This is a genomic window from Bradyrhizobium sp. INPA03-11B (assembly GCF_040446015.1).
Lineage (GTDB): Bacteria > Pseudomonadota > Alphaproteobacteria > Rhizobiales > Xanthobacteraceae > Bradyrhizobium > Bradyrhizobium macuxiense_A.
Map to the genome: position 1 here is coordinate 11,816 of NZ_JASGSR010000069.1, position 13,079 is coordinate 24,894.

Annotated in this window: 12 protein-coding genes; 10 read left to right on the forward strand and 2 right to left on the reverse strand. The window is 64.7% G+C overall.

Annotated elements, in window-relative coordinates; genetic code table 11:
- Positions 1–103 precede the first annotated feature (103 nt).
- From QMZ05_RS25795 to QMZ05_RS25810, 4 genes are all read left to right on the forward strand, one after another.
- On the forward strand, positions 104–775 hold the full coding sequence (locus tag QMZ05_RS25795) for an FMN-binding negative transcriptional regulator (RefSeq protein ID WP_353703306.1): 672 nt from the start codon (positions 104–106) through the stop codon (positions 773–775).
- On the forward strand, positions 775–1,821 hold the full coding sequence (gene argC / locus QMZ05_RS25800) for an N-acetyl-gamma-glutamyl-phosphate reductase (protein WP_353703307.1): 1,047 nt from the start codon (positions 775–777) through the stop codon (positions 1,819–1,821). The genes QMZ05_RS25795 and argC (QMZ05_RS25800) overlap by 1 nt, the downstream gene beginning before the upstream one ends.
- 124 nt (positions 1,822–1,945) lie before the next feature.
- Entirely contained in the window at positions 1,946–2,923 is a 978-nt protein-coding gene (argC, locus tag QMZ05_RS25805) for an N-acetyl-gamma-glutamyl-phosphate reductase (RefSeq protein ID WP_353703308.1), read from the forward strand.
- 14 nt (positions 2,924–2,937) lie between these two features.
- The gene (locus QMZ05_RS25810; RefSeq protein WP_353703309.1) at positions 2,938–3,528 is read left to right on the forward strand and encodes a class I SAM-dependent methyltransferase; all 591 of its coding nucleotides are present in this window, start codon (positions 2,938–2,940) and stop codon (positions 3,526–3,528) included.
- Between the two features lie 50 nt (positions 3,529–3,578).
- Here QMZ05_RS25810 and QMZ05_RS25815 read toward each other — a convergent pair whose 3' ends face one another.
- Both QMZ05_RS25815 and phaC read right to left on the reverse strand, forming a co-directional pair.
- A complete protein-coding gene (locus QMZ05_RS25815; RefSeq protein ID WP_074129380.1) occupies positions 3,579–3,977 on the reverse strand; it encodes an MAPEG family protein in 399 nt (132 codons plus the stop codon).
- Positions 3,978–4,084: 107 nt separating this feature from the next.
- A complete protein-coding gene (phaC, locus tag QMZ05_RS25820; protein ID WP_353703310.1) occupies positions 4,085–5,893 on the reverse strand; it encodes a class I poly(R)-hydroxyalkanoic acid synthase in 1,809 nt (602 codons plus the stop codon).
- Positions 5,894–6,185: 292 nt separating this feature from the next.
- On the opposite strand from phaC, the gene QMZ05_RS25825 reads away from it, so the two are divergent.
- The 6 genes from QMZ05_RS25825 (at position 6,186) to recJ (ending at position 13,065) form a co-directional block, all read left to right on the forward strand.
- Complete coding sequence (locus tag QMZ05_RS25825) at positions 6,186–6,461, forward strand: hypothetical protein (protein ID WP_353703311.1); 276 nt, start codon at positions 6,186–6,188, stop codon at positions 6,459–6,461.
- 215 nt (positions 6,462–6,676) lie between these two features.
- Complete coding sequence (locus tag QMZ05_RS25830) at positions 6,677–7,897, forward strand: LL-diaminopimelate aminotransferase (RefSeq protein WP_074129372.1); 1,221 nt, start codon at positions 6,677–6,679, stop codon at positions 7,895–7,897.
- A 39-nt stretch (positions 7,898–7,936) separates the two neighbouring features.
- A complete protein-coding gene (locus tag QMZ05_RS25835) occupies positions 7,937–9,256 on the forward strand; it encodes a homoserine dehydrogenase (protein WP_353703312.1) in 1,320 nt (439 codons plus the stop codon).
- Between the two features lie 79 nt (positions 9,257–9,335).
- Positions 9,336–10,334, forward strand: a complete 999-nt coding sequence (gene glpX / locus QMZ05_RS25840; protein WP_050420275.1) for a class II fructose-bisphosphatase — start codon at positions 9,336–9,338, stop codon at positions 10,332–10,334.
- A gap of 114 nt (positions 10,335–10,448) precedes the next feature.
- Positions 10,449–11,168, forward strand: coding sequence for a haloacid dehalogenase type II (locus QMZ05_RS25845; protein WP_353703313.1), 720 nt, complete (start codon positions 10,449–10,451; stop codon positions 11,166–11,168).
- Between the two features lie 55 nt (positions 11,169–11,223).
- Positions 11,224–13,065, forward strand: coding sequence for a single-stranded-DNA-specific exonuclease RecJ (recJ, locus tag QMZ05_RS25850; protein WP_353703314.1), 1,842 nt, complete (start codon positions 11,224–11,226; stop codon positions 13,063–13,065).
- Positions 13,066–13,079: the final 14 nt, after the last annotated feature.

Here is a 13,079-nt window from a genome sequence, read left to right on the forward strand (position 1 = left end):
TTAAGACCATCGCCTCTGCCGCCGGACCTGATCCCGCGGCGCGCTCCTCAAAAAGACACGCGGTTCGATCTGGCGGCTCCTTCGTCATGCAGGAGTTTCGACCATGTATACGCCACCGCCTTTCAAGCCCGACCGCGCCGCGAGCCTCGGCTTCGCCGAAGCGCGCGGATTCGGCATCGCCTGCGCATGGGGCGGCGGTAAGCCGATCGCCTCCGCGCTGCCGTTCTATCTGAGCTACGCCGCCGACGGCACGCCGCGGGCGCTGTTTCATGTTGCCCGTCACAATCCGCTGGTAAAGCTGGCGGGCGGAGCACCTTGGCTGTTGGCCGTCACCGGTGCCGATGCCTATGTCTCGGCGGACTGGTATGTGTCGCCCGACCAGGTGCCGACCTGGCTCTACCAGGCCGTACATCTGACCGGTCCGGTGCGGGTCCTGTCAGGCGCGGAACTTGCGGTTCAGATCGACGCGCTGACCGCCAAGTTCGAGGATCGGTTGTCGCCGAAGACGCCGTGGACGTCGGGCAAGATGACAGCGGCGCGGCTCGATGCCATGAAGAAGGCGATCGTGGGCCTTGAGATGACGGTGGAAGAGGTGGAGGGCAGCTTCAAGCTGAACCAGCACAAGTCCGAGACCGACTTTGTTGCGGTCGGTAACGCGCTCGCTTTGCAGGCCGAAGCTGGTGCCCGGCAGATCGCCGCTTTGATGCGCGAGGTGCGCCCGGAGGCTTTCGCAACGACGCAAACCGAAATGACGACGCTTCAAGGGGGCGTGTGATGACGAAGAAGAAAATCGGCATCTTGGGCGCGTCCGGCTACACCGGCTCCGACGCGGTGCGCTTGCTGGCGCGGCACCCGAATGCCGAGATCACCGCGCTTACCGCCAACACTCATGCCGGCAAGACGATGAGCGAGGTGTTTCCTCACTTCTTCATGCTCGACCTGCCAAAACTCGTGGAATGGGAAAAGGTCGACTGGACTGGGCTCGATGCGGTGTTCTGCGGACTGCCGCACGGGACGACGCAGGAGATCATCGCTGCGGTGCTCAAAGCCAATCCCGCAATCAAGATCCTCGACATGTCCGCGGATTTCCGGCTGCGCGACAAGGATAGCTACGCGCAGTGGTACGGCCATGAGCACCGGGCGTTCGAATTGCAGGGCGAGGCCGTGTATGGGCTGACCGAAATCTACCGGGAGAAGATCACGGCCGCGCGACTCGTGGCCTGTCCCGGCTGCTATCCGACCGCAGTGCTGCTGGCGCTTGTTCCGCTGGCGAAGGCAAAGCTGATCGACGTCGACGACATCATCATCGATGCAAAGTCGGGCGTCACCGGCGCCGGGCGCGGACTGAAACAGAACACGCTGTTCAGCGAGGCCGGCGAAGGGTTGTCGCCCTATTCGATCGGAAGCCATCGACACTCGGCGGAGATCGAGCAGGAGATCGGCGTAGCCGCGGGCTCGGCTGTGACGGTGAACTTCACCCCGCATCTCATTCCGATGGCGCGCGGTGAGTTCTGCACATCCTATGTCAAGCTCAACGGGGCTACGCCGGACGATTTGCGCGCCGAGCTGGAAAAGGCCTACGCCAACGAGCCGTTCGTATATGTGACGAAGAAGGGCGTGCTGCCGCAGACGCAGAACGTGCGTGGTTCGAACTACGTCCAGATCGGCGTCGTCGCCGACCGGATCGAGAACCGCGCCATCGTGCTCTCGACGCTCGACAATCTTGTGAAGGGCTCGGCCGGACAGGCGATCCAGAACATGAATCTGATGTTCGGCTTGCCCGAAACCACCGGACTGGAGCAGATCGCGCTGTTTCCATGAAGGGGGTGTTTGACGTGGACGAGAATACGCTCGATCCAACGATAATTGCCCATCCCCCGATTGGCGGCGCAGCGCGGCCAGATGTGTTAGCAAACGAAACGAACGAGCTCGAAAGGAACGTGCCATGACCCTCGCCGACACCCACCAGCCGAATACCAAGAGCGGTGCGACCAAGGCCGTGTTCGTCGATGGCGCGTCCGGCACCACCGGCCTTGGCATCCAGGAGCGGCTGCATTCGATCGGCGACGTCGCGGTGAAGCATATCGCCGAGGACAAGCGGAAGGATGCCGGCGCCAAGCGCGCGCTGATGGAGGAGGTGGATCTCGTGATCCTCTGCCTGCCTGATGACGCCGCCAAGGAGACCGTCGCGCTGATCGACACGATGGGCAATTCAGCGCCGAAGGTGCTCGACGCGTCGACCGCCTATCGCGTCGCGCCTGACTGGGCCTATGGCTTCGCCGAACTCGCGCCCGGCCAGGCCGACAAGATCCGCATCGCGCCGAAGGTCTCCAATCCCGGCTGCTATCCGACCGGCGCGATTGCGCTGCTGCGGCCGCTCGTCGATGGCGGGCTGCTGCCCGCTGATTATCCCGTCACCATCAATGCGGTGAGCGGCTATTCGGGCGGCGGCAAGTCGATGATCGCGAGCTTCGAGGACGGCTCGGCGCCGGCCTTCCATCTCTACGGCCTCGGCTTCGAGCACAAGCACGTCCCGGAGATGCAGCTTTATTCGCATCTCACGCGGCGGCCGCTCTTCATCCCGTCGGTCGGCAACTACCGGCAGGGCATGCTGGTCTCGGTGCCGCTGCAGCTCGACGCGCTGCCGGGCAAGCCTGATGGTGCCGATCTGCAGGCCGTGCTGGCGAAGTGGTACGCTGGCAGCAAATACGTCTCGGCGATGCCGCTGCAGAACGAGGCCGCCGCGGGCGGGAAGATCGAGCCGGAAGCGCTCAACGAGACCAACCACCTCGAGCTCTATGTGTTCGCCAGCGACAAGCACCGCCAGGCGGTGCTGGTCGCCCGGCTCGACAATCTGGGCAAGGGCGCCTCGGGTGCTGCCGTGCAGAACATGCGGTTGATGCTGGGGCTCGCCGACAGCTGACGCGAGGGCGCATCGTGGACGACGCCACGCTGCAATTCTACCGGCGCAATGCCGAGGCCTATGCCGGGTGGGCGAAAGCACCGTCCACCCGGCTGATCGGCTTTCTCAAGCTGTTGCCGCCGGGCGGGTCGATCCTCGAACTCGGCTGCGGCGCCGGCAATCATGCCGCTGTCATGCTCGCCGAAGGCTTCGTGCTGCGCGCGACCGACGGTTCGCCCGAGATGGCCGAGGTCGCGGCGCGCCGCATCAATCACCCCGTCGAGGCGATGCTGTTCGACGAGCTCGAGGATCGTGAGGCCTATGACGGCGTCTGGGCGAGCGCCTGCCTGCTGCATGTGCCGCGCGACGAATTGGCCGGCATAATCGGCCGCATCCATCGGGCGCTGAAGCCGGGCGGCGTCTTCTACGCGAGCTACAAGATCGGCCATGGCGATGGCCGCGACAGCATCGGCCGCTACTACAATTATCCCGCGGCCGACTGGCTGGCGGCGACCTACGCGGCGTCAGGGACGTGGACCGAGGTCTCGTCGGACACCAGCGAGATCAAGAGTTTTGACGAGGCGCCCGCGACGATGCTGCATATCGTGGTGCGCAAGGGCGGATAGCTGGCGCCGCGCCGGTGCGGCTGGTGCCGCAACCGGCGGGAAGATCTGGTTCAGAGGATCTTGAACACTGCGAGCGCCAGCACGGCCTGGGCAAGGAAGCCGACCGTGAAGGCCAGGGTGCGGAACACCGGCAGGCCGAGCGTGTAGACGATCAGGTGGGCGACGCGGGCCCAGAAATAGACGGCGCAGGCCAGCACGGTCCATTTGGTGGAATAGTCGGCCGCGTTGAGGATCAGCACCAGCGGCGCGAAGATCACGAGGTTCTCGACCGCATTGTCATGCGCGAACATCAGCCGGTTGGCCCATTCGGCATGCGGCTTGTCGCCACGCGAAGGATTGCCCATGGCGCCGGAGAGGCCGCGTACCTGGCAGCGGTTGATGATGTAGGGGATCCACAACAGCCCGGTCAGGATCACCGTCAGCGACAGCCAGAACAGTTCGCGCGTCATCGTCTCCCCCTCACGTGAATTCGATTCCCGACCGTCGGGACCGTCTGTTTATAGCTGAGCGAGAGACTTGGCGCTACGCGAACACTTGGCGTTACGAACACTTGGCGCTACGCGCGGACGCGGACATAGCTCCCTGGCGCGTCCTCGAGCGCCTGCGTTCCGTTCGAGCCGACCATGCGCGCCGGCACCGTCTCCGGATCATGGCTCTCCAGCCAGCCGCGCCAGTCGGGCCACCACGAACCCTTGTGCTCCTCGGCGCCCTTCAGCCAGTCGGCGAGCTTCATGTCCTTGATGTTGTCGTTGGTCCAGTACTGGTACTTCTTCGAGGCGGGCGGGTTGACCACGCCGGCGATATGGCCGGAGCCGGACAGCACATATTTCACCGGGCCGCCGAAGAACTGCGAACCGTACAGCACCGATTCCGCCGGAGCGATGTGATCCTCGCGTGCGGCGAGGTTGTAGACCGGAACCTTCACCTTCGACAGATCGAGCAGCGTGTTGTCGAGCACCATGGTGCCGGTCGACAGCCGGTTCTCCAGATAGCAGTTGCGCAAGTAGTAGGAGTGGTTCGACGACGGCATCCGCGTCGCATCCGAATTCCAGTGCAGCAGGTCGAACGAGGAGGGCGGCTGGCCCTTCAGATAATTGTTCACGACATACGACCAGATCAGGTCGTTCGAGCGCAGCATGTTGAAGGCCATCGCCATCTTGCTGCCTTCGAGCACGCCGGATTCCTGCATGTCGCGTTCCAGCGCCGAGATCTGGTCCTCGTCGACGAACACCAGCAAGTCGCCGGCGTGGGTGAAGTCGACCTGCGCGGCAAAGAACGTCGCCGACGTCACGCGCTGGCGACGCTTCTCGGCGAGATAGGCGAGCGTCGAGGCGAGCATGGTGCCGCCGACGCAATAGCCGGCGGTGTGCACCTTCATCTCGCCGGTGACCTTCTCGATCACGTCCATCGCCGTGAGCGGGCCTTCGGTCATGTAGTCGGCCCAGGTCTTCTTGCCGAGTTCCTTGTCCGGGTTGACCCAGGAGATCACGAACACCGTGATGCCCTGGTCGACGCACCATTTGATGTAGGATTTCTCGGGGCGCAGATCGAGGATGTAGAACTTGTTGATCCATGGCGGCACGATCAGGAGCGGCGTGCGCAGCACGTTCTCCGTTGCCGGCGAATACTGGATCAGCTGCATCAGCTCGTTCTGGTAGATCACCTTGCCCGGCGTCGTCGCCATGTTGACGCCGACCTCGAGATTGCTCGAATCGGACTGGCGGATCTTCAGCGTGCCGTGGCCGGCTTCGATATCCTCGGCGAGCATCTTCATGCCGCGCACCAGATTGTCGCCGTTGGTCTCGACCGTGGCGCGAAGCACTTCCGGATTGGTCAAGACGAAGTTCGACGGCGCCAGCGCGTTGGTGATCTGCTGGACGTAGAACTCAGCCTTCTTGCGGGTGTGCGGATCGATCCCGTCGGCGTCGTGGACCAGCTGCTGCGCCCATTTCGCGGTCAGCAGATAGAGCTGGAGGATGAAGTCGAAGAACTGATTCGACTTCCACTCCGGATCCTGGAAGCGCTTGTCGCGCGGGGCCGGCGCGATCGCGGGCTTGGCATCGGCTTCGCCGGCCATGCGGCGCACGGCCGAGCCCCAGAGATCGAGGTAATCCTTGCCGAGCTGCATTTGCAGCGAGGAGGCGCGCTCCTTGTCGGACAGCCAGTATTCGGCGATCACGCTGAAGGTCTTGATGACCTCGCCAAGCTCGTTCGGCGGCTTGTCGCGGACTTCTCCGGTCTGGCGCGGCTTGAGATAGGCTGCCAGCGCCTGGCCGCTGCTCTCCATCGCCCGCGCGATGTTCATGGCGAAGGCTTCGGCGTTGAATTTCGGGGCGGCTTGGGTGTCGGTGCTGACGTTGCTCATCTGAAGGACATTATCGCGTCGTTTGGGGGGCGTCATCGCGCGGTGCGGCAACGAAAATCAGTGAAAATCAGATGTTTCGCTCTGTTGCGGTGCGACAAAAAATCTTTGTTCCGTCATATTGAAGCCTCAGGGGTCGCTTTTGTTGTTCACGGTTTAAGCGTTTCGGGCGACAATGGTTTGAAACGCTGAAGCCGGAATTAACGCAGCGGGGACGCTGCAAGGCTCGTACCAGTGCGACCCGTGTCGGCAACCGTGCGACGTGCGCGCTAGCTTGTTGGGGACAATTCGGCGCATGCCGATCGATCGAAAGAACAGGGGGCTCGCGGCCGCAGCGCTGCTCGCGTCATTGCTGGCGCTGGGCGGGTGCTCGAGCACGATCGCCGATATGGCAATGCCGGCCGACGCGCCGGCCCGGCAAAAGGATGCCAACGGGTACCTCCCGGTCCATGACCTTCCGCCCGATAGGGCCGATCCGACGATCAAGCCGGCGGATCAGGCCAAGATCGAGCAGGAGCTGATTGCGGCGCGCGAACGCCAGGCCTCGACGGCGGCCCAGGCTGGGAAGTGAGGCCACCTCAAGCGGCGATCAGCGCTGGCGCCGCCCGGCGTCCGTGCTAAAAGAAATCCAATTCAACCGCAGATCCGGCCGCAGCCCCCTGATCGTGCCCTGAATTCGCTCTAAGTCATTGATTCAGTGCGATTTCTGTAAGAGGCCGTGCAGGCTTCCGTGAGCAAGCCAAAGGGGCGCGATTCTGGCATCGCGGTTGTCGGAGCAAGGGTCCCATGGAAGATTTTTACCGCATTCGCCGTCTGCCGCCTTACGTCTTTGAAAAGGTCAATCAGGCCAAGGCGGCCGCGCGCAACGCCGGGGCCGACATCATCGACATGGGCATGGGCAATCCGGACCTGCCGACCCCGCCGCACGTCATCGAGAAACTCAAGGAGACGCTGGGCAAGCCGCGGACCGACCGCTACTCGGCCTCCCGCGGCATCAATGGCCTGCGCAAGGCCCAGGCCGCCTATTATGCACGCCGCTTCGGCGTCAAGCTGAACCCCGATACCCAGGTCGTTGCGACGCTCGGCTCGAAGGAGGGGTTTGCCAACGTCGCGCAGGCGATCACCGCGCCCGGCGACGTCGTGCTGTGCCCGAATCCGAGCTACCCGATCCATGCGTTCGGCTTCCTGATGGCGGGCGGGGTGATCCGCTCGGTGCCGTCGGAGCCGACGCCGCAATTCTTCGAGGCGGTCGAGCGGGCGATCGTCCATTCGATCCCGAAGCCGATCGCGCTGATCGTCTGCTATCCGTCGAACCCGACCGCCTATGTCGCCGATCTCGACTTCTACAAGGATCTGGTCGCGTTCGCGAAGAAGCACGACATCTTCATCCTTTCCGATCTCGCCTATGCCGAAGTCTATTTCGACGAGGACAAGCCGCCGCCGTCGGTGCTGCAGGTGCCCGGCGCGATCGACGTCACCGTCGAATTCACCTCGATGTCGAAGACGTTCTCGATGGCCGGCTGGCGCATGGGCTTTGCGGTCGGCAATGAGCGCATCATCGCAGCGCTGGCGCGGGTCAAATCCTACCTCGATTACGGCGCCTTCACGCCGGTCCAGGTGGCGGCGACCGCGGCGCTGAACGGTCCCGACGACTGCATCCGCGAGATGCGCGACACCTACCGCAAGCGGCGCGATGCGCTGGTTGAGTCATTTGGCCGCGCCGGCTGGGACATTCCGCCGCCGCAGGCCTCGATGTTCGCCTGGGCGCCGCTGCCCAAGGAGTTCGAGGCCGTCGGCAGCATGCAGTTCGCAACCCTGATGGTGGAGAAATCCGGCGTCGTGGTGTCGCCGGGCGTCGCGTTCGGCGAGCACGGCGAGGGCTATGTCCGCATCGCGATGGTGGAGAACGAGCAGCGCATCCGGCAGGCCGCGCGCGGTGTGCGCCGCTTCCTTGAAAGCGGCATCGAAACGTTGCACAACGTCGTTCCTCTCGCCAACCGACGCTAATCCTTCCAGGTTTGCTTAATCTCCAGGTCCCTTAAATCCATGGTCGCACCCCTGAACGTGGGCATAGCGGGGCTCGGCACCGTCGGTGCCGATGTCGTCCGCCTCATCGAAACGCAAGGACGGGCGCTGGCCGAGCGCAGCGGCCGGTCCGTTCGCGTCGTCGCCGTCACGGCGCGCTCCAAGGCCAAGAAGCGCGGCCTCGACCTGCGCGACATCGCCTGGGCGAAGAGCCCCGAGGCGCTGGCCGAAGATCCCAACATCGACTGCTTCGTCGAGCTGATGGGCGGCGCCGGTGATCCCGCGCTGTCCGCGATCGAGACTGCGCTGAAGGCGGGCAAGTCGGTCGTCACCGCCAACAAGGCGCTGATCGCCAAGCATGGACTGCGTCTCGCCGCAGCCGCCGAAAAGCACGGCGGCGCGCTGAATTTCGAGGCCGCGGTCGGTGCGGCGATCCCGGTCATCAAGACGCTGCGCGAGGGCCTCGCCGGCACCAGCGTCAACCGCGTCTACGGCATCTTGAACGGCACCTGCAATTACATCCTGACCCGGATGGAGCAGGAGGGATTGTCGTTCGAGGAATGCCTGAAGGACGCCCAGCGTCTCGGCTATGCCGAAGCCAATCCGTCGTTCGACGTCGATGGTCACGACACCGCGCAGAAGCTTGCGATCCTGGCGAGCCTCGCCTTCGGAACCAAGGTCGCGGAAAGCGCGGTTTACGTCGAAGGCATCTCCTCGATCACGCCGGAAGACCTCAAGGCGGCTTCGGAACTCGGCTATCGGGTCAAGCTGCTTGGCGTTGCCGTCCGCACGGCAAAGGGCATTGAGCAGCGCGTGCATCCGACCATGGTGCCGAAATCATCCTCGATCGCGCAGGTGATGGGCGTCACCAATGCGGTCGCAATCGACGGCGAGGGCATTCCGCCGATCACGCTGGTGGGCCCTGGCGCCGGCGGCGGTGCGACCGCCTCGGCGGTGGTCGCCGACATCGCCGACGTCGCGCGCGGCATCCGCGCCAAGCCGTTCGGCCGTCCGGTGGAACGGTTGCGCGACACCACCAAGGCGCCGATGGAACGCCATGAGGGTGGCTACTATATCCGCCTGATGGCGCGCGATCTTGCAGGCACTGCCGCAACAATCGCCACCCGCCTGGCGGAACAGAAGATATCTCTGGAATCCATCGTGCAGCGGCATCCGGATGGCGTCGATGTGAACGGTGCGGCCAAAAAACCTTCACCGGTTCCGGTCATTCTGATTACCTATGCGACCAGCGAGGATGCCGTGCATCGTGCGCTGGCCGCAGTGCAGCGCGATAAGGTCATCAGCGGCCGGCCGCAGGTGATCCGGATCGAGAAAAACTAACGCATGGCCTGAACGGGTCGGGCGTGAGACGATTGATGCGGGCAGGCTGGCCTGTCCCCGAGGCTTAAGGAGTACGCCGATGTCGACCCATATTTCCGTTCCGCCGCAGATGCTGCTCGAGCGCATCCTGACGCTCGAAATCGTGCGCGTGACGGAGCGCGCCGCGGTGTCGGCCGCGCGGCTGCGCGGCCACGGCCAGGAGAAGGCCGCCGACAAGGCCGCGGTCGACGCGATGCGTCGCGAGCTCAACAAGCTGCCGATCGAGGGGACGGTCGTGATCGGCGAGGGCGAGCGCGACGAGGCGCCGATGCTGTTCATCGGCGAGAAGGTCGGCCTCAACGCCGGTCCCAAGGTCGACATCGCAGTCGACCCGCTCGAAGGCACCACGCTGTGCGCCAAGAACATGCCGGGCTCGATCGCCACCATGGCGATGGCCGACGGCGGTACGCTGCTGCACGCGCCCGACGTCTACATGCAGAAGATCGCGATCGGCCCGGGCTACGCCAAGAATGTGATCGAGCTCGACGCGCCGCCGGCCGACAATGTGCGCCGGCTCGCCAAGGCCAAGGGCGTCGACCCGACCGCCATCAACGTGCTGGTGCTCGACCGTCCGCGCCATGCCGACATCATCAATAGCGTGCGCTCGACCGGCGCAGCCGTGCAGCTGATCACCGACGGCGACGTCGCCGGTGTCATTCACTGCGCCAAGCCCGATGAGACCGGCGTCGACATGTATATCGGCACCGGCGGCGCGCCCGAGGGCGTGCTGGCCGCGGTCGCACTGCGCTGCATCGGCGGCCAGATGCAGTGCCGCCTGATCCTCGACACCGAGGAGAAGCGCGAGCGTGCACACAAGATGGGCGTCACCGATCCGAAGATGATCTACGGCATCGAGGACATGGCCAAGGGCGACTGCCTGTTCGCCGCCACCGGCGTCACCACAGGCTCGCTGCTGACGGGCGTGAAGTTCAAGAAGGACGTGATCGAGACCGAGACCGTCGTGATGCGCTCGGTCACCGGCACCGTGCGCTACATCAAGGCCGAGCACCGGCAGCTCGAGAAGTTCCACCTGGATTGATATGCCGGGTCATTCCGGGGCGTCCGAAGGACGAACCCGGAATCTCGAGATTCCGGGTTCGCGCTCACGCGCGCCCCGGAATGACGACAACAAAAACAACAAGGGGAGACGCGCATGTCCGATCTGTCCGGGGTCAAGGCGCTGGTGTTCGACGTGTTCGGCACCGTGGTCGATTGGCGCACCAGCCTGATCAACGATTTCACCACATGGGGAGAGAAGCGCGGGATCAAGGCCGACTGGACCGCGCTGGTCGACGGCTGGCGTGCGGTCTATGCCGCCTCGATGGACGAGGTGCGCAAGAATCCGCAGAACGGCTACGTGATCCTGGATGTCTTGCACCGCCGCTCGCTGGAGAAGCTGGTCGCGCAATTCGACATCAAGGGCCTCACCGAGGACGATTTGCAGCACCTGACGAAGGGCTGGCATCGCCTGCATGGGTGGCCCGACAGTGTCGCCGGCCTGACCCGGCTGAAGACCAAGTACATCATCTCGCCGCTGTCCAACGGCAACGTCGCGCTGCTCACCAACATGGCGAAGTTCGCAGGCCTGCCGTGGGATCTCGTGATGTCGGCCGAGCTGTTCGAGCACTACAAGCCCGATCCGGAAACCTATCTCGGCGCCGCGAAGCTGCTCTGCCTGCCGCCGGATCAGGTGATGATGGTCGCCGCCCACAACTACGACCTGAAGCACGCGCAGAAGCACGGCCTGAAGACCGCCTTCGTGGCGCGGCCGACCGAATACGGCCCACTGCAGAAGGTCGATTTCGAGGCCACCGGCGCGTGGGACATTGTGGCGAAGGATTTCGGGGAAATCGCCAGCCGGATGGGCTGCTAGAACTGGCCTGGGATTCACTGAAGCGCTACGATTCCTGCTAATTGGACAAGGAATCATGACGCTCCACGCATCCGCATTACCCATCGAGACGCCACAGGCGTTCCTTGGCGTGACGCGGTCGCTGACCGGTAAGCTCTGGCGCGACCGGCTGGATGCGCGCGGGGCGGCGCGGGCGCTCGCGATCGTGCAGCGCTATCAATTGCCGGAAATGCTGGCGCGCGTGCTGGCCGGGCGCGACGTCGCAATCGACGAGGTCACCGACTTCCTCGACCCGACCATCCGCAAGCTGATGCCGGATCCGCATACGGTCACCGAGATGGAGCATGCCGCCAAGCGCATCGCCGATGCCGCAGCGCGCGGCGAGCAGGTCGCGATCTTCGGCGACTATGATGTCGACGGTGCGACCTCGGCGGCGCTGCTGACCTGGCATCTGCGCCATTGCGGGCTGGACCCGCTGATCCACATTCCCGACCGTATTTTCGAAGGCTATGGGCCGAACGTCGACGCCGTCCGCGCGCTGGCGGCCAAGGGCGCGACGCTGCTGGTCACGGTCGATTGCGGCACCACCAGCATCGAGCCGCTGGCGGAAGCGAAGAAGCTCGGCATGTCGGTGGTTGTCATCGATCATCACCAGACCGGCGATGAATTGCCCGAGGTCGACGCGCTGGTGAATCCGAACCGGCCCGACGATCTCTCAGGGCTCGGTCATCTCGCCGCCGTCGGCCTGGTGTTCGTCACACTGGTCGCCGTCAATCGCGAGCTGCGCCAGCGCGGCTTCTGGACCCGCGAGATGCCGGAGCCCGACCTGCTCAGCGTGCTGCATCACGTTGCGCTCGGCACCGTCGCCGACGTCGCGCCGCTGATCGGGCTTAACCGGGCCTTCGTTGCAAAAGGCCTGATCGCGATGCGCCGCCGCGATCATGTCGGCCATACCGCGCTGATGGATGTGGCGCGGCTCAATGGCCCGCCGGAGGCCTGGCATCTCGGCTTCATGCTGGGGCCGCGCATCAATGCCGGCGGCCGCATCGGGCGCGCCGATCTCGGCGTGCGGCTGCTGCTCGAAGGCGATGTCTCTGAGGCCGCGCGGATCGCGGCCGAGCTCGACCGCCTCAACACCGAGCGGCGCGTGATCGAGCAGGCGGCTGAAGCACAGGCCGAAGCGGAGGCATTGGCTTCGCTCGGGCTCGAGGACAAGGGCGCGGTCATCGTCACCGCGGCGGAAGGCTGGCATCCCGGCGTGGTCGGGCTGGTCGCGGCACGCCTGAAGGAGAAGTTCGCGCGTCCTGCGTTTGCGATCGCACTCGAGCCGGGCGGCATCGGCACCGGGTCGGGCCGCTCGATCGGCGGCGTCGATCTCGGCAAGGCGGTGCGCCAGGCGGTGCATGATGGTTTGTTGATGAAGGGCGGTGGGCACGCGATGGCGGCCGGTGTCACGCTGCGCAAGGAGAAGCTCGCCGAATTCCGGGCCTTTATGGAAAGCGCGCTGGCGGCCGACGTCGCCAATTCGCGTCACGAGAACGAGCTGTTCATCGACGGCGCCGTGACCGCGCGCGCGGTGACGCCGGAATTCGCCGCGACGCTCAATCGCGCGGGTCCGTTCGGCAGCGCCAATCCGGAGCCGGTGATCGCGTTGCCGTCGCATCAGCTGGTCTATGCCGACGAGGTCGGGCAGGCGCATTTGAGGCTGCGCTTCAAGTCTGGCGATGGTTCCATCGTCAACGGTATCGCATTCCGCTCCGTCGGACAGAAGCTCGGCAGCGCCTTGACGCAAAATCGCGGTCAGCAATTGCACGTGGCGGGCTCTCTTGCGGTCGACCGTTGGCAAGGCAGCGAACGTGTGCAATTCCGTGTCCTCGACGTCGCGGCACCGGATCAGGGCCCGGCGGTGATCCGATAAGAAACGTTGGGAGA